This window comes from Desulfatiglans parachlorophenolica (assembly GCF_055394735.1).
The window spans coordinates 4,215,206-4,231,401 of record NZ_AP042460.1; the positions used below are offsets into that span (position 1 = coordinate 4,215,206).

The following is a 16,196-nucleotide window of genomic DNA, read 5'->3' on the forward strand; positions in this document are numbered from 1 at the left end:
GCCCGGCCTCAGCCGACCGTCCCAACCTTCTTCCGGAGCGCACCATGAATCCCCAGGAAGCGTTTCAGCGCATCGCCGCCGCCATGAACGCGGCCATCATCGGACAGGAAAGCGTGGTGGAGCGCCTGCTCATCGCTTTTCTCGCCGACGGCCACGTCCTCGTGGAAGGCCTGCCCGGCGTGGCCAAGACGCGTTCGATCAAGACCCTCGGCCGTCTGGTGGAAAGCCGGTTCAGCCGCATCCAGTTCACCCCGGACCTGCTGCCCTCCGACGTGACAGGGTCTGAGATCTACCGCGAACAGAAGGGGGCCTTCGACTTCCTGCCGGGTCCGATCTTCGCCAACCTCGTGCTCGCCGACGAGATCAACCGCGCGCCGGCGAAGGTGCAGGCGGCATTGCTCGAAGCCATGGAAGAGCGGCAGGTCACCGTGGCTGGAAAGACCTACCCGTTGCCCGGCCTGTTCCTCGTCCTCGCGACGCAGAACCCCATCGAGCAGGAGGGGACCTACCCGCTGCCCGAGGCGCAGATGGACCGATTCCTTCTCTACATCCACATGCCGTATCCGCCCCCGGAAAACGAGGCGGCCATTCTGCGCCTCGTGCGCGGCGAGAAATCCGGTGCGCCCGCCGAGCCGCCGCCGAAGGTCGCGCAGGAACTGATCTTTGCCGCACGCAAGGAAGTCAACTCGGTGCACGTTGCGGAGGCTGCGGAGCGCTATATGGTGGACCTGGTGATCGGCACACGGGAACCGGAGCGCCATGGCGGCGACCTGGCCCGCTGGATCCGCCTCGGGGCCAGCCCGCGTGCAACGCTGGCCCTGGATGCCGCGTCCCGCGCCCATGCGTGGCTACACGGGCAGGACTTCGTTTCGCCGGACGACATTCGCGCCGTTGCACCGGCCTGCCTTGCTCACCGGGTGCATCTTTCCTACGAAGCGGAGGCCGCCGGAAAAACCCGCAACGACGTCATTCGAACCCTGCTGGCACAGGTGGCGTCCGTATGACGAGGGGAATAACACCAGGGAAGCCGAAAGCAATGAAAGAGGCGACATCCAACCCCTTCTCACGGCCTGCGGCTGACTGCCCCGGGACCCGTGTCACCGTCGGTCTCGAGGATCTGATCCGCCTCAAGGCCGATGCGCGCGGATTCAGCTTCCTCCCCCGTCAACCCGTGACCTCCCTCCTGGCAGGCCGCCATGCCTCGCGCCTGCGCGGCCGCGGACTCGCCTTCGAGGAACTCCGCTGCTACCGGGAGGGGGACGACATCCGGACGATGGACTGGCGGGCCACGGCGCGGCTTCGTTCCCCGTACGTGCGCGTTTACACCGAGGAGCGCGAGCGGCCCGTCCTGCTCGTGGTGGACCAGCGCCGCCCCATGTTCTTCGGCAGCCGCCGCGCCATGAAGTCCGTGACCGCCGCCGAGGTCGCCGCCCTGGGGGCTTGGCGTGCCCTTTCCTCCGGGGAGCGCGTGGGCGGCATCGTGTTCAACGACGATGAGATCATCGACATCACGCCACACCGCAGCCGCACCCGCGTGCTCCGACTGCTCCACGAGGTGGTGCGGCTCAATCAGATGCTCGCGGCAGGACCCGGGACGAGTCCTGCCCGGACGAGCAGGAACACCTTGAATCAGGTGCTCGAAGCCGCACTGCGCCGTGCCGACCATGATTATCTTGTCGTGCTCATCAGTGACCTCGATGGTGCGGACGCCGACACCCAACGCCTGGCCACCCTGCTGGCCGGCCACAACGACATGCTCGGCATCGCCGTCTATGACCCGCTCGGGGTCTCGCTGCAGGGCGGGCCCGGCATGGTCGCGGCCGACCGCGGCGCGACCTGGGCGCTTCCCCCGGGGGACACCTTTGCCGCTTCATTCCAGAGGGCTTCCGCTGCGCGCCTCGATACGTGGATGGACATCTTTCGCGCCCTGCGCGTTCCGGTGCTTCCCGTTTCGGCAGCCTTTCCCGCCGTGGACCAACTGCGCGACCTCTTCGGCGCGCGCTTTTGCCGGAGGCCCGACCGGCCATGAGCCCCGACCCGACCAGCCTGGACCGTCTGCACGATCTCGTGCTTCCGCCGGCCGCACCGTGGTGGCCGCTCGCCCCAGGCTGGTATGTCCTGTTCGGGTTGCTGCTCCTGAGCGTCGGATGGCTGGCGTGGCGCGGGTGGCAACGGTGGCGGGCGGATGCCTACCGCCGCGCCGCCCTGCGGGAATTGGCGGCCCTGCAGGGCGCGCCGCAAGTCGCGGAACTCCTTCGCCGCACCGCGCTCGCCGTCGTGCCTCGGCCCGTCGTCGCGGCCATGACGGGGACCCGCTGGGCCGACTGGCTGTCCATGCAGAGCACCGTGGTCATGCCCCCTGAAGTGCGCCGGCTGCTCAGCGTCGGCATCTATGAACGTCCGGGATCTGATGGTGAGTTCGGTGCGCTCCGCGAGTATGCAGCCCGCTGGATCGCCGGGCACCGCCTGGTTTCTCCCGAAGGGCAGGGGGAGGGACGGACATGCTGACCCTTGCTCATCCCTGGGCCTTCGCCCTGCTGCCCCTGCCCTGTCTGGTGCGGGTGGTCCTGCCGCCGTGCCGTGCCGCCTGGGTGGCGGTGCGCGTACCCTTTGGGGAGCGCATCCGGGTCGCCCTCGCCGGGGAACCCCTCGCCCGCAAAGCCACGCGGGGGTGGGGGCCCCTCGTGATCCCCTTGTTGATCTGGCTGCTGATGCTCGCCGCGCTTGCCCGCCCGCAGTGGCTGGGACCCCCGCTGGAGCGTGATCTGCCCACGCGCGATCTGCTGCTGCTCGTGGATCTGTCAGGCTCCATGCGGCAGGAGGACTTCAAGAACGCCGCTGGGGTGAAGATGGACCGTCTCAGCGCCGTGAAGGCGGTGGTGGGCGATTTCCTCCTCCGGCGCAAGGGTGACCGCGTGGGACTCGTGGTTTTCGGTGATGCGCCGTTCCTGCAGTCGCCCTTCTCCACGGATCTCAGTCTGTCGAAGCGGTTGCTGGACGAGACGGTCGTGGGCATGGCCGGACCCCGCACCGCCTTGGGGGATGCCATCGGGCTGGGCATCGGTCTCTTCGATCAAAGCGACGCCCCGGCCAAGACGATCATCGCCTTGACCGACGGCAACGACACCGCCAGCCAGGTGCCTCCTGCCGAAGCCGGTCGGGTGGCCCGGGAGCGCGGCATCCGCATCCACACGGTGGCCATCGGCGATCCAGCGACGGTGGGCGAGGAGAAACTCGACGCGGAGACGCTCCGCAACGTGGCGAAAAGCAGCGGCGGCTCCTATTTCTTTGCCGCCGACCGGGAGCAACTCGAGGGTATTTACGAGGAGCTGGACAGGATCGAAACGCGACAGGTGAAGGTCGTCAGCCACCGGCCGCGGCAAGACTTGTATTTCTGGCCCCTGCTCGCCGCGCTGCTCCTCTGGCTGGGAGAAAGGTCGGTGCAGGTCCTCCTCGAGCTGCGGGCCCCCGTTCCGATGCAACGGCCTGCTGCCGTGCGCGTTCATCCCATCAGCGGTCGATTGGAGGTGCAGGCATGACGGCGATCCTGGCCGACTTTCACTTCATCCGGCCCGCTGGGCTGCTGCTTGTGCCGGTGGCCTTCGGCGTGTGGTGGGCCTGGCGGCGCGGCTCCGACCCCCTCCGCGGCTGGCGGGAGCAGATCGCCCCGGGATTGCTCAAGGCCCTGGTGGTCGGCCCGCCCCGTCGCTCTTCCGGGTGCTGGGTCCTCGGGGCCTGGCTGCTGGCCATCGTGGCCCTGTCCGGGCCGACGTGGCGGCTGGAGCCCAGCCCCTTTGCCGATGACGCCACGCCGCTCCTGGTCTTGCTCAAGGCCGACGTCAGCATGGCCGCGCCCGATCCTCCGCCCTCCCGGCTCGAACGGGCCCGGCTGAAGATCGCAGACCTGGCCGAAGCGCGCAAAGGCCAACCCCTCGGCCTGATCGCCTACGCCGGTTCGGCCCACCTGGTGCTGCCGCCGACGCGGGATACCGGCGTGGTGGCCCGCATGGCCGCCGAGGTCAGCCCCGAGATCATGCCGCTTCCCGGTGATCGCCTCGACCTGGCCCTGCGGGAAGCCGCCCGCGTGCTCGCCGAGGGTCGGCAGGGAGGCAGCCTCGCCGTCCTGGCCGACAGCGTGGACACCGATCCGGCCGCGCTCCAGGCCCTGGCGAAGGACTTCCCGTTTCCGGTGCAGTTCATCGCCCTCTGCGCTCCGGAATCGGCCCAGAGCGAGGCCTTGCGCAAGGCCGCCCGAATGCTCGAGGCCCGTGTCGAACCCCTGGACGTCGAAGGCCGCGATGTGACGGCCCTCGTGCGCCACGCCGCGAGAGCACCCCTGGCCCAGCGGGGCGATCAGGGCGGGCGCTGGCAGGAGGCGGGCTACTGGCTCGTCCCGCTGGTGAGCCTGGTTCTGCTGGCATCCTTCCGCCGGGTGGAGGGCGGCGAGGGGCCGTCATGAAAGAGACGCTTCTTGTCCTGGCGGGACTTTGGGCCGGCCTGTGGTTCACCCCGGACCAGCAAGGCCGGCGGGATTTCGAGCGCGGCCGGTTCGTGGAGGCGGCCCGGGTTTTTCACGATCCGCGCTGGCAAGGCGTCGCGTGGTATCGTGCCGGGGAGTTCGAGAAGGCCGCCCAGGCCTTCGGCCGAAGCGACACCGCCGAGGCGCTGTACAATCAGGGTAATGCCCGGGTGATGCTCGGCAGGTACGAGGCCGCCATCTCCTGCTATGAACGGGCCCTGGAAAAGCGGCTCGGATGGAGAGAGGCGGACGAAAACAGGGCTCTCGCCGCTGCCCGCGCCAAGGCGCTGGACATCGAAGGCGGCAACGTGAGCGAAGGCAAGGTGGAACCCGACAAGATCCTTTTCGACAGCGGCAAGAAAGGCTCCGATGCGCAGACCACCGAGACCGCCGGCGGCAAACCGCTTTCGGACGAGGAAATCCAGGCCCTCTGGCTCCGCCGCGTGCAGACGCGCCCGGCGGATTTTCTGAAGGCCAAGTTCGCCTACCAGGAAGCCGTGCGCTCCCAGGGAGGGCGCCCATGAAGAGCCTGCTGGTGCTGATGATGGCCCTTGTTGCGCTCGGCTCCGCGGCGCGGGCGGAGGTGGCGCCGGTGATCGTGCGCGTGCCGGAAACAGAGGCCTGGGTCGGTGAGCGCGTGCGGTTCTATGTCGATCTGCGCGCCCCGGGTCCGTTCGAAGGCACGGCCGGCTTCGACCTGCCGCAGGTCCCCGCTGCCCTCCTCGTGAAGATCGGCAGTCCGGTGGTGTCGTCGCAGGATCTCGAGGGGGAGAGCTGGTTCGTGCAGGAGCACGAATTCGCCCTCTTTTCACAGAAGGCGGGGCTGCTGACGGTGCCGGCCTTCTCCGTGCGCTTCGCCAGCCGCGAAGGCTTCACCGGACCCGCGCAGGACCGGCAGTCCGAGACCCCTGTCTGGGAGGTCGCCATCCGGCGTCCGCCGGGCAGCGACGGCATCGGCTTCCTCGTCACCACGGAATCCATGGACATCACCGAGACGTGGAACCCTCAGCCCGGCCCTGCGCAGGTCGGCGCCGCGTTCGAACGAACCATCGTCCAGCGCGCCACGCAAATGACCGGCATGGCGTTGGCTCCTGCGCCGGTTGCGGCGCCCGGGGGCATCCGCGTCTATGCGGGCCGGCCCGAAGTCAGCGACGACACGGAGCGCGGCCGGTTCCTGGGCCTGCGCCGGGACACGCTCACCTATCTCCTGGCGAAGCCCGGCACCTTCACGGTGCCCGCGCTCACCTACGTGTGGTGGAACCCGAACACGGAGACGCTTCAGTCCAAGACGCTGCCGGCAGCGACCTTCGTCGTGGCTCCGCCGGCCCTCTCAGCGGCGGCCGGAAAAGTTGATGCCGCGCGCCTCGCATGGCCCTTGTTGTTCGGTGCGGTTTCGGCCGTCGCCCTAATCTCCTGGCAGCGTCGGCGCCTGTCGGCATGGGTGAGGCCATGGTGGAAAGCGTTCAATCCCCCGGATCGCGCGGCCGGGCGCAAGCTCCTCCGTGGCTGCCGCCGGCGCGATGCCCCCGTTGCCGAAAGGGCGTGGATCGCGTGGCGGGAAACGCAGGACGCTTCGTTTCAGCTCGACCCTGAGCTTCATTATGCCGTCCTCGAATTGCAGCGTCATCTTTTCGGCTCCATGGAAGGGGTTCCCTGGCAGGGAGACAAACTGGCCCGGGCTTTTCGCAAAACCCTTACCGCTAAGAAAGCTCACATGGTCCATGAAAGCGCATCGGCATTGCCCTTGCTGAATCCTCGAAAAGGAGAAACACTATGAAGCGTTCAGTGATGAATATTTGGGTTCCGTTGCTGTTGCTGGCTGCCGCAATCTCTATCGTCTTGCCCGCGAAAACCTTGGCAGCGGAAGATCCCTTGCCGTCCTGGAACGACACCGCGCCAAAGGAGGCCATCGTCGCCTTCGTGGAAAGTGTCACAAAGCGGGATTCCCCGACTTTTGTGCCGGTCACCGAGCGCATTGCCGTTTTTGACAACGACGGTACCCTCTGGTCCGAGCAGCCCATGTACTTCCAGGCCTTTTTTGCCTTTGACCGGGTGAAGGCGCTTGCAGCGCACCATCCGGAGTGGAAAGAGAAAAATCCTTTCAAGGCGGTACTGGAAAACGACATGAAGGCCCTTGCGGCTACCGGCGAAAAAGGGGCGGTCGAAGTGCTCATGGCTACCCATGCCGGTGTGACCACGGAGGAGTTTGAAGGGGCTGTCAGAGAGTGGCTCGCTACAGCCAAGCATCCCCGGTTCAACAGGCCTTTTACCGACGTCATCTTTCAGCCCATGCTCGAATTGCTTGTCTACCTTCGAGGGAACGGCTTTAAGACCTTCATCGTCTCCGGCGGCGGCATCGAGTTCATGAGGCCCTGGACCGAGGAGGTGTACGGCATTCCGCCGGAGCAGGTTATCGGCTCCAGCATCAAGACAAGGTTCGAGCTTCGTGAAGGCAGGCCCGTGCTCGTGCGGCTGCCGGAAGTGGACTTCATTGACGACGGACCCGGGAAACCCATCGGCATCGATTCCCACATCGGCCGGCGTCCGATCGCGGCCTTCGGCAACTCCGACGGCGACCTGCAAATGCTCCAGTACACGGCTGCCGGAAAGGGCCTGCACTTTTGTCTCTATGTCCACCACACGGACGCCGACCGTGAGTGGGCCTATGATCGAAGGTCGCCCATCGGCCGCCTCGACAAAGGGCTCGATGAGGCGCAGGCAAAGGGCTGGACCGTGGTCGATATGAAAAAGGACTGGAAGGAAATTTACCCGAAATGACCCCTGTCCAGGCGCGCCCTGGCATAACAGGCGGTTGAAAAAGGGCCAGATGCATGGCTTGCGAAATCCCGTGGAATGAGGCGCACACATAAGTGTGCCGCAGTGACGCGGGATGAGCGTAACGCCGCACAGGGCGTTTTTCAACGGCCAGTGCAAAGAGGATTTTTCAACGGCTTCATAAGATTCGTGCCAGGCGAGCGGGTTGCGGCGGACGGAACGTGGATCGAATCTAGGGAAAACAGAAGGGAGGATCGGCGATGGCATTTCCTTACCGGCATGGGTTTCTGACCTTGCTTTTTTGTTGTCTGTTGCCTTCATCGGCCTTGGGAGCCGGGCTCTGGTTGTACGAGCGTGGAACCCCGGAGGTGGGCACAGCGAATGCGGGGGTCGCGGCAAGAGCCGAGGATGCTTCCACAGCTCTCAGCAACCCCGCCGGCATGACCCGGTTGAACACGCCCCAATGCATGGCCAGTTTTCAGTCCCTGTTTCTGGATATCCAATTCTCCCCGGATTCACGGACCACCCCGTCGGGCAGCTTCGGCAATGCCGACGGTGTGATCCCCGGCATGGGTTTCTTTTACGTTCACCCCCTGGCCGATCAGTGGCGCCTCGGATTTTCCATTGCCTCGTTTTTCGGCTTGGGCGTGAAGTACGAAGACGACTGGGTGGGCCGGTATTACGTCCAGGAAAGTGACTTCCTCACCCTTTCAGCCGCGCCGACTTTAGCCTATAAGGTGAACGACTGGCTGTCCCTCGGGGGCGGAGTGGGCATCGTGTTCGCAGAGTATTATTCCCGCGCTGCTATCAACAACCTGGCCGGCTCCGACGGACAACTCGAGTTTGAGGACAAGGATCTCGGGGTCGGCGGCACACTGAGCGTCCTGGCCGAGCCGAGTAAGGGCACCCGTTTCGGTCTCGCCTATTCGAGCCCGGTCAAATTGTCCTTCGAAGAGGTGCCTGACTTCAACGGCTTGAGCCCCGGAATGAGCGCAATCCTCACAGGCCTCGGTCTTGTCGGCTCTGAATTGAGCATGGAGATAACCATTCCTCAAAGCGTGATGTTCAGCTTTTTTCATGAGATCGACAGCCGGTGGGCCGTCATGGGCAACATCGGGTGGCAGGACTGGAGCGAGTTCGGGCAGATTCCGTTGAGCATCAGCTCAACCACGTCGGCCACCGTTACCCAGGACCGCAATTTCGATGACACATGGCATTTCGCTCTTGGCGCACGCTACCGCTTTCATCCCCAGTGGCGTGTCACCGCAGGGGTTGCCCATGACACATCGCCCGTATCCGACGAATACCGTACGGTGGACATGGCCCTGGACAGGACGTGGCGATACTCCGCAGGCTTGATCTGGGACTACAGTAAGACAGTGACCCTCGGATTTGCATACACCTTTCTGGATGCGGGAAATGCTCCCATCAACCAGACCCGGGGTCCGTTGGCGGGGACGGTATCCGGCGAATATTCTTCCAATTATGTCCATATTGTCGGCATCAGTGTCAATTACCGATTCTGAGATTCATTGCATTGTGGAGTGACAACGCCGCAGGTTCACTGTATAGATAGACTGGTTTCGGTCCGAAAATGTTCTTTTTGCCAATCTCGGCGTCAATCTGCACGTTTGCTTGTGCGGCGACCACCAGGTCGCCTCCGCGCAAACGCTTGATTTCCTTGATATTGACAAAAAATCCTCATTTCCGGACTGGAAACTTTGTTGTGCCCGATGCTCATTTCCGGATGGACACAAAGTAACATCCTCTTTTCAAAGGTTTGCTTGGCAGCGTGTTGAAAAACTCCTTGTTGCAGGCCATCGAAAAAGGGCCGGATGCAAGGATTGCGAAATTCCGTGGAATGAAGCGCACCTATAAGTGCGCGGCAGTGACACGGGTGTGTAACGCAGCAGAGGAACGTTTTTCAACGGCCTGCTACAGAGCGTCATATGCCGCAGCAAAACGAGATGCCGAATCGGCCCAGCCTCTTTCAGCGCATCCGCTATTCCATTTTTCCAGGCGCGCTTCGGGCAGAAGGGGCAGGATACCGCAGGTTCTTCAACAGCCTGATCCTTCATTTCCGGCCCCGGACCGTTCCGCAGGAAACTCTCCGGTGGACCCTCACGTGGGGGCTGGGGGGGATGGCCGTTGTATTGGTTTCCATGCTCCTGGGCACGGGTGTGCTCTTGAAGTTTGTTTACCGGCCCATTCCGGAAAAAGCGTACGAATCCATCCTTTATCTCCAGAATGAAGTCCTTTTCGGACGGCTGATCAGGAACATCCACTACTGGAGCGCAAACGCCCTCATTCTTGTGGCTTTTCTGCACATGCTGCGCGTTTTCTTCACGGGCGCTTTTCACGCGCCGCGCCAGTTCAACTGGGTGATCGGCACCGCTTCTTTTCTGGTCATTCTTTTCTCCAATTTTACAGGATACTTGCTGCCCTGGGACCAGCTCGCCTTCTGGGCGGTCACAATCTGCACGGGCATGCTGGAATATGTTCCTGGACTCGGCCTCTGGCTCCAAAGGCTGATTCAGGGCGGGTCTGAGATCGGTCCGGCCACCCTCTCGCGGTTTTATGCCATACACACGGCTATACTCCCGGCAACCCTTCTGATCCTTCTGCCTTTTCATTTCTGGCGCATACGAAAAGCGGGAGGATTGGTCGTACCTCGGTCGCCCGGCCAGCGTTACGGACGACACAGTCAACCTGTTCCGGCCATTCCCGACCTGCTCCTGAGGGAGGTCGTGGTGGCCCTGGCGCTTTTCGCTTTCATGCTGGTCTTCTCCATGATTTTCAACGCGCCGCTGGGGAGCAAGGCCAATCCCGGTCTCAGCCCGAACCCGACCAAGGCCCCCTGGTACTTCATGGGGATACAGGAAATCCTCCTGCATTTTCATCCGCTCTTTGCTTTGTTTTTCATTCCCATACTGATGCTTATCGCGCTCCTCGCTATTCCCTACCTGAACTATGAAATGAACACGGCAGGAGTGTGGTTTGCATCAACCAAGGGAAGGAGCATGGCGTTGGTTGCGGGTCTGACTACGTTCATTGGGACGCCGCTTGCCCTTCTGGCCGATGAGTACCTGATCGAAGCCGCAGGCCGACTGCCTACCGCCCCCACATGGATCACGAACGGGTTGGTTCCCCTTGCGGCGGTTTTGGCTGCGGTAGCGGCCTTTTATGTCTTTCTGAAATGGAAGTTTGTGGCTAGCAGCACCGAGGCTGTTCAGATGTTGTTTGTCATGTTTTTGGTGGCTTTCCTCGTCTTGACCGTCACAGGGATATGGTTCAGAGGAGAGGGTATGAAACTGATGTGGCCTTGGAGCATAGGAACTTGACTGGGTTACAATGGGTCAGAAGCAGAATTTGTTTCCATCCGGAAATGGTCTTTTTGGCCAATCTCGGCGTCAATCTGCACGTTTGCTTGTGCGGCGACCACCAGGTCGCCTCCGCACAACGGCAATTCAGAGGTAATTTGAAATCCGAATATCGAAATCCGAAACACATTCGAATGAAAAAGTGAAGAAAACGGGAACCGCTAACCAAAAGAAAGAAAACCCTCCAGGGCCCGATGCGTTGCGTCGAAGTTTTTTGAACAAGCTCTGGGTCATTCTGGGAGGCCTCGCCCTGTTGGAATTGCTGGGGCTGGTCCTTGCCTTTTTCCACCCTCGAAAGACAGGGGAAAAAGGCGACTACCTCCAGGGGATCCTAGAGGCGGGATCGGTGGACAAATTCGCCCTGACTTCCGTGACGGCTTTCGTAAGAGGCCGGTTTTATCTCGTGCGATTGGAGGATGGGGGATTCCTCGCTCTGTCGTGCAAGTGCACTCATCTGGGCTGCACGGTGCCATGGGTATCAAAAGAGATGAAGTTCATGTGCCCCTGTCACGCGTCAGTCTACGACATCCGGGGCGAGGTGTTGACCGCACCTGCTCCACGGCCTCTGGATCTGCACCCCGTCTTCATTGAGAACGACATTGTGAAGGTGGATACGAACCAGGTGATCAAACGCAGCGTGTTTCGCGCAGAGCAGGTTGTTTACGCAGAGAAGAGTCGATGACACGGATGAACCTAAGTCATAAGATGGGTTTGAAAATAAAGGAAGTGTACGCCTTCATAGATGGCGATCTGTATGCTGTTTCCTCTTATTTGTGCTAGTGGATATGAGAAACTGGAGAATCGCTGGATTCCTGGCAACCCTCGTGATCGTTTTCTCGATCCCGATCTACTATTTTAGGATCGAAAAGGCGGGCGTCTTTAGAACAGGGAAGGTCGAGGGGGGGACGGCCACGTTTGCCGGCAGCCTGAAGTGCAAGGAGTGCCACCAGAAGGAGTATGACAAATGGCTGAACTCCAACCATGATCATGCCATGGACGTGGCCAATGAAAAGACAGTCCTAGGCGATTTCAAGACCGCGATTTTTCAGGCCCACGGGATCATTTCCCGCTTTTCCCGAAAGGATGGGAGGTTCTATGTGTATACGCAGGGACCTGAGGGGGAGATGGGTGATTTCGAAGTTTCCTACACCTTCGGCTGGTTCCCGCTGCAGCAGTATCTGGTGCCTTTTCCCGGTGGCCGGCTCCAGTGTCTTCCCATTGCCTGGGATGTGAGGGAGAAAAAGTGGTATCACCTGTACCCGAAGGAACCTCTGGACCCGAAAGATTGGCTTTACTGGACCAATGCCGGACAGAACTGGAATGGCATGTGCGCCGAGTGCCACTCTACGAACTTGAAGAAGGACTATGACATCGAGACCGATACATACAAGACGACGTGGTCGGACATCGATGTCGGTTGCGAGGCCTGCCACGGACCCGGCTCCCGCCACGTGCAGTGGGCCGAGATGCCGGACATGGCCAGGCCCTGGGTGGAGAACTATGAACTCGTGGTGAAGACATCCGGGATCGCGTCGCGCGGACAGGTGGAACTCTGCGCCCCGTGCCATTCTCGGCGTGCGGCATTGGGGGATTACACCCACGCGGAAGCGGATTTGCTGGACACCCTGCTCCCCAGCTTGCTGACCGAGGATCTCTATTTTTCTGACGGCCAGATCTTGGACGAGGTCTATGTTTACGGTTCCTTCACCCAGAGCAAAATGTACCATCGGGATGTGCGGTGCAGCGACTGTCACGATGTCCACAGTCTGAAAGTGGTCAAGGAGGGGAATACGCTCTGCCTTCAGTGTCACCGGGGGGCGGAATATGATTCCCGGGAGCACCACTTTCACAAGCAGAAGGGGGAGAGTGGGGATCCCGTCAAATCGGACGACGGCAGGGTGCTCTTCGAGGTGGGCATCGGCGCCGAGTGCGTCCAGTGTCACATGCCAGGCCGCACCTACATGGGGATTCATTACCGCCTGGATCACAGCCTCCGCATCCCGAGGCCGGACCTCAGCACAAAGATCGGCACGCCCAATGCCTGCAACCGCTGCCACATCGACAAAACCGTGCAGTGGTCCGCAGATGCCATAACCAGGTGGTATGGCCCCGGCAACAGGCCGCACTACGGTACCATCATCGAAAAGGGGCGCAAGCGGCACCCGGAGGCGAAGGAAGATCTCATCCGCCTTGCCGCGGATCCGCTTTATCCCGTGATTGTCCGGGCCACGGCCCTGTCGCTGTTGACAGGCTACCCGTGGGAGGATATCGCAGCAAAAACCTTTGAACTGGCACTGATGGACGATGAAGCCCTGATCCGCCGAACCGCAGTTGAGAGCCTCTCTCGTTCCGGTGCGAAAGGACAGACCGAACTCCTTGCACCGCTCCTTTATGATCCTGTTGCAGCCGTGCGCATGGAAGCGGCGAGTGCGCTCGCGGGCGAGCCCTCCAAGACTCTGAGCGCCGATCAGCGGAAGGTGTTTCAGAAGGCGTTGCAGGAATACATCGGATCCATGGAATACGCCGGCGACTTCGCTTACGGTCGTTACAACCTGGCCAACCTCTGTGCCGTCCTCAACCGCCCGGCCGAGGCCATCCGGAACTACGAGGCGGCCCTGAAAATCGACGGTCTCTTTTACCCGGCCAAGGTCAATCTCACCATGCTATACCATTCGAAAGGGGAAAACGAGAAGGCTGAGGGCCTATTCCGCGATGTGGTCGACAGCCACCCTGAACTCTACGATGTTGCCTACTCCCTCGGCCTCCTTCTTGCCGAATTGGGGAAAAATGAAGAGGCGCTGGAGTATCTGGTGAGGGCGGCCAAAGGCCTGCCGGCGCGTTCGCGGATCCAATACAATCTCGGTCTGCTTCTCCAAAAGCTGCACCGGGATTCAGAAGCTGAATCAGCGTTTCGAAGCGCCTTGAATGTGGAACCTGTCAACATGGACTATCTCTATGCGCTGGCTGGTCTCTACCTCAACCTAAACCGTTTGGCCGAAGCGAGAAAGGTGGCGGAAAGAATGGTATCCGCACATCCTGAGCAGACGATAGGGCACGAGCTGCTGGCTCTGATCGAGCGCCGCCGGAGTGCGGGTAAGTAATGGGGCAGAGTTCTTCGCCCCGCGCTACACAACTCCTGGCGCGTATCGCCAGGGGTGAGCGGATACCGATCGCAAAACGCGGAGTGCCTGCGGCGGCGCTGCATCCCGCAGATTTCTCGAAAAGGGTGCTGAGTCATTCAGCTCTTCCGGCGGACCACAAAGAACTCATAGGCAGAGCAGCCTGAATGCCGTCGGTGCATGGCCAGCTGACTCGTCAACTCCCATCAAATACTGCAAATTTTCTCGAGGCCAAGCCGCACCGCGGTCTCCTGCGTGGGTCCGCCTGTCTCGAGGTCCCAGCCCATCGTTTCGTAGAAACACCGTTCGAGCCTGTCCATGTCGAGGCGTCTGCCCTTGAGGGGGCCGCGCTGCAGGGGCGGGTGGCCGAGGGCACGCGGGTTGAGGCGTTGATCTGCGGGTTTGATGCCTTCGCGGGCGTTGAAGGCTTTTCGAAGGGAAAGGATCCTTTCTCCGGTGTCGAAGTAGGCGTCAGCCGGAAGATCCCATCCGGTGGCGGCGTTCAGGTAGTCCACTACAGGGAGGGGGCTTGTCAGGGCGCCGAACAGGCACAGGCCGGCGCCGTTGATCAGCTGCATGTAGACGGAACCGGCGCGGTAGCGCTCGACATGGCGGGCGGTGCGCGTGCGTGCGGCCCGGATCCGGCGGCGTGCCTGCGGGAAGCGTCGGTCCACCCCGAAGAGGTCGGCGTAGAGATAGGAAGAGATGGTGTGCCTCCCGGGGGTGGGTTCGCACTGGTAGGCGATGGCGTAGCCCGGGTCGAGCCGGGAGTCGTGCATGGGGAGTTCCTGCCCGCCCGCGTGAACCGCCAGCGACTCGGTTCCTTTCCCCAGCCTCAGGGCGGCCCGTTTCACCCCATCGGCGAGGATGTCCCCGAACCCCTCCCGTTCGATGATCTGGTGGAGCAGGGTGGAGATCTCGCGTGTTCTTCCCCAGCCGAGCCGCCACCAGCGGGGTTTGAAATCCAGACGGATCTGATTCTCGTCGGTCTGCATCACCAGCAGGATGGGGGTGCGGGCGGCCCATCCAAACGGCCAGAGGGATCGCAGGAAGGCCCCGGGGCGCCTGAGGGCGGTGCCGAGAAACCTGAGGGCGCGGGGCATCCGCCCGCCGCCGTCGGTGAGGAGGGTGGTGAGGAGCGCCAGTGCATCGGAGCCCCGGTTGTAGCGGACCACCTCGATGTGGGTGGTGGGGTCGGGGTTGATGCCCGAGGTGATGGCGATCTGGTCGGAGTAGTTGGCGCCGGGGTCGTTGGCCTTGACCCCCAGCAGGGCTTCGGAGTTGGTGCGGACGCCGTCCCCGAGCCGAGGGGAGAGGCCGGGGAGAAAGCCGGCATCTCTGCATTTCTGGAGGAGTTTCACGGTGCCGAGAACGCCGCCGCTCAGGACGACGCCCCGGGCCGTGAAGGTGCGGCGGGGGTGACGCAGGCCCGTGGGCTGCCGGGTGAATACGGTGTAGCCGCCTCCGGCACGTGGGCGGATCGCTGTGGCCTCGGTCTCCGGGAAGATCCTCGCGCCCGCCCGTTCGGCCAGGTAAAGGTAGTTCTTGTCGAGGGTGTTCTTGCCTCCCACCGGGCACCCGATCATGCACGCGCCGCAGTGGGTGCAGCCGGTGCGCGGCGGCCCTTCCCCGTCGAAATAGGGGTCCGGCACGGTTTTCCCGGGCGGCCCGAAAAAGACGCCCACGTCGTTGACGTGAAAGGTGTCCTCGCCCCGGAGCTCCCGGCCCACTTCGGCGAGCAGCCTGTCTGCCTGCCCCACCTGAGGGCATCTCACGGCCCCGAGCATGTCGCGCGCTTTGGCGTAATACGGGGCCAGTTTCGCCTTCCAGTCTCCGGGCCCCCACTCGGGCTTTCGGAAGACCTCGTCGGGAGGGATGAGGAGGTTGTTGGCGTATACGAGGCTGCCGCCCCCGACGCCGGTGCCGCTGAGCACGAAGACGTTTCTGAAAAGAGTGAGCACCTGGATGCCGTAAAGGCCGAGGCGTGGGAGCCACAGGTACTTGCGGAGATTCCAGTTGGTTTGCGGAAAATCCTCGGTCCGGTAGCGTCTGCCCTTTTCGAGGACGGCCACCCGGTAGCCCTTCTGCGCGAGCCGGAGGGCCGAAACCGAGCCCCCGAATCCCGAACCGATCACCACGTAGTCGTATTCAGAGACAAGATCCTGCCGCATGATACGGATTCCTTTTCAGAAAGCCCCGGTTCGCCGGGTGTGGATGGACCGGTAACCCGCCGTGCAGGTCAGACCGGCTGCAACTGGAAAGCCGCTCCACGCCCTTTGGTTCCCAGCCCGGGAACCCATCAGTTTACGGCAGGGGAAAGCGCCGTAGGGTCCATGATGCAGCACCGCCGGGACAGTGGCCTACTCCAAGATGCCCTCACAGTGAAAATCGCGATTTTCCCTG

The 16,196-nt window shown here is 62.5% G+C and carries 14 protein-coding genes; 13 read left to right on the forward strand and 1 reads right to left on the reverse strand.

Annotated elements, in window-relative coordinates:
• Window positions 1-44 precede the first annotated feature (44 nt).
• The 13 genes from ACZ500_RS19575 (at window position 45) to ACZ500_RS19635 (ending at window position 13,775) form a co-directional block, all read left to right on the forward strand.
• On the forward strand, window positions 45-1,004 hold the full coding sequence (locus ACZ500_RS19575; protein WP_464229136.1) for an AAA family ATPase: 960 nt from the start codon (window positions 45-47) through the stop codon (window positions 1,002-1,004).
• Between the two features lie 32 nt (window positions 1,005-1,036).
• Complete coding sequence (locus ACZ500_RS19580; protein WP_464233090.1) at window positions 1,037-2,029, forward strand: DUF58 domain-containing protein; 993 nt, start codon at window positions 1,037-1,039, stop codon at window positions 2,027-2,029.
• Window positions 2,026-2,508: a DUF4381 domain-containing protein gene (locus tag ACZ500_RS19585; protein WP_464229137.1), complete on the forward strand. Its 483-nt coding sequence runs from the start codon at window positions 2,026-2,028 to the stop codon at window positions 2,506-2,508. Before ACZ500_RS19580 ends, ACZ500_RS19585 begins: the two co-directional genes overlap by 4 nt.
• The gene (locus tag ACZ500_RS19590) at window positions 2,502-3,539 is read left to right on the forward strand and encodes a VWA domain-containing protein (protein ID WP_464229138.1); all 1,038 of its coding nucleotides are present in this window, start codon (window positions 2,502-2,504) and stop codon (window positions 3,537-3,539) included. The genes ACZ500_RS19585 and ACZ500_RS19590 overlap by 7 nt, the downstream gene beginning before the upstream one ends.
• Window positions 3,536-4,459: a vWA domain-containing protein gene (locus ACZ500_RS19595; protein WP_464229139.1), complete on the forward strand. Its 924-nt coding sequence runs from the start codon at window positions 3,536-3,538 to the stop codon at window positions 4,457-4,459. Before ACZ500_RS19590 ends, ACZ500_RS19595 begins: the two co-directional genes overlap by 4 nt.
• A complete protein-coding gene (locus tag ACZ500_RS19600; RefSeq protein ID WP_464229140.1) occupies window positions 4,456-5,043 on the forward strand; it encodes a tetratricopeptide repeat protein in 588 nt (195 codons plus the stop codon). The genes ACZ500_RS19595 and ACZ500_RS19600 overlap by 4 nt, the downstream gene beginning before the upstream one ends.
• Window positions 5,040-6,296 carry a BatD family protein gene (locus ACZ500_RS19605; RefSeq protein WP_464229141.1) on the forward strand — a complete coding sequence of 419 codons (1,257 nt, stop codon included), beginning with the start codon at window positions 5,040-5,042 and terminating at the stop codon, window positions 6,294-6,296. The genes ACZ500_RS19600 and ACZ500_RS19605 overlap by 4 nt, the downstream gene beginning before the upstream one ends.
• A complete protein-coding gene (locus ACZ500_RS19610; RefSeq protein ID WP_464229142.1) occupies window positions 6,293-7,297 on the forward strand; it encodes an HAD family hydrolase in 1,005 nt (334 codons plus the stop codon). The genes ACZ500_RS19605 and ACZ500_RS19610 overlap by 4 nt, the downstream gene beginning before the upstream one ends.
• A gap of 257 nt (window positions 7,298-7,554) precedes the next feature.
• Window positions 7,555-8,820, forward strand: coding sequence for an OmpP1/FadL family transporter (locus ACZ500_RS19615; RefSeq protein WP_464229143.1), 1,266 nt, complete (start codon window positions 7,555-7,557; stop codon window positions 8,818-8,820).
• Window positions 8,821-9,435: 615 nt separating this feature from the next.
• A complete protein-coding gene (locus ACZ500_RS19620) occupies window positions 9,436-10,635 on the forward strand; it encodes a cytochrome b N-terminal domain-containing protein (protein WP_464229144.1) in 1,200 nt (399 codons plus the stop codon).
• 44 nt (window positions 10,636-10,679) lie between these two features.
• Window positions 10,680-10,820, forward strand: a complete 141-nt coding sequence (locus tag ACZ500_RS19625) for a hypothetical protein (RefSeq protein WP_464229146.1) — start codon at window positions 10,680-10,682, stop codon at window positions 10,818-10,820.
• Between the two features lie 68 nt (window positions 10,821-10,888).
• Window positions 10,889-11,356: a QcrA and Rieske domain-containing protein gene (locus ACZ500_RS19630; protein ID WP_464229147.1), complete on the forward strand. Its 468-nt coding sequence runs from the start codon at window positions 10,889-10,891 to the stop codon at window positions 11,354-11,356.
• A 103-nt stretch (window positions 11,357-11,459) separates the two neighbouring features.
• On the forward strand, window positions 11,460-13,775 hold the full coding sequence (locus ACZ500_RS19635) for a multiheme c-type cytochrome (RefSeq protein ID WP_464229149.1): 2,316 nt from the start codon (window positions 11,460-11,462) through the stop codon (window positions 13,773-13,775).
• A gap of 224 nt (window positions 13,776-13,999) precedes the next feature.
• Here ACZ500_RS19635 and ACZ500_RS19640 read toward each other — a convergent pair whose 3' ends face one another.
• Window positions 14,000-15,964, reverse strand: coding sequence for an aldehyde ferredoxin oxidoreductase C-terminal domain-containing protein (locus ACZ500_RS19640; protein WP_464229150.1), 1,965 nt, complete (start codon window positions 15,962-15,964; stop codon window positions 14,000-14,002).
• Between the last annotated feature and the right edge of the window lie 232 nt (window positions 15,965-16,196).

What these genes read in the sequence shown, in the direction of transcription:
- ACZ500_RS19615 (WP_464229143.1), top strand. Translation starts at nt 7,555, where the DNA reads ATGGCATTTCCTTACCGGCATGGGTTTCTGACCTTGCTTTTTTGTTGT.
- ACZ500_RS19610 (WP_464229142.1), top strand. Translation starts at nt 6,293, where the DNA reads ATGAAGCGTTCAGTGATGAATATTTGGGTTCCGTTGCTGTTGCTGGCT.
- ACZ500_RS19585 (WP_464229137.1), top strand. Translation starts at nt 2,026, where the DNA reads ATGAGCCCCGACCCGACCAGCCTGGACCGTCTGCACGATCTCGTGCTT.
- ACZ500_RS19605 (WP_464229141.1), top strand. Translation starts at nt 5,040, where the DNA reads ATGAAGAGCCTGCTGGTGCTGATGATGGCCCTTGTTGCGCTCGGCTCC.
- ACZ500_RS19575 (WP_464229136.1), top strand. Translation starts at nt 45, where the DNA reads ATGAATCCCCAGGAAGCGTTTCAGCGCATCGCCGCCGCCATGAACGCG.
- ACZ500_RS19640 (WP_464229150.1), bottom strand. Translation starts at nt 15,964, where the DNA reads ATGCGGCAGGATCTTGTCTCTGAATACGACTACGTGGTGATCGGTTCG.
- ACZ500_RS19635 (WP_464229149.1), top strand. Translation starts at nt 11,460, where the DNA reads ATGAGAAACTGGAGAATCGCTGGATTCCTGGCAACCCTCGTGATCGTT.
- ACZ500_RS19625 (WP_464229146.1), top strand. Translation starts at nt 10,680, where the DNA reads ATGGTCTTTTTGGCCAATCTCGGCGTCAATCTGCACGTTTGCTTGTGC.
- ACZ500_RS19600 (WP_464229140.1), top strand. Translation starts at nt 4,456, where the DNA reads ATGAAAGAGACGCTTCTTGTCCTGGCGGGACTTTGGGCCGGCCTGTGG.
- ACZ500_RS19620 (WP_464229144.1), top strand. Translation starts at nt 9,436, where the DNA reads ATGGCCGTTGTATTGGTTTCCATGCTCCTGGGCACGGGTGTGCTCTTG.
- ACZ500_RS19580 (WP_464233090.1), top strand. Translation starts at nt 1,037, where the DNA reads ATGAAAGAGGCGACATCCAACCCCTTCTCACGGCCTGCGGCTGACTGC.
- ACZ500_RS19590 (WP_464229138.1), top strand. Translation starts at nt 2,502, where the DNA reads ATGCTGACCCTTGCTCATCCCTGGGCCTTCGCCCTGCTGCCCCTGCCC.
- ACZ500_RS19595 (WP_464229139.1), top strand. Translation starts at nt 3,536, where the DNA reads ATGACGGCGATCCTGGCCGACTTTCACTTCATCCGGCCCGCTGGGCTG.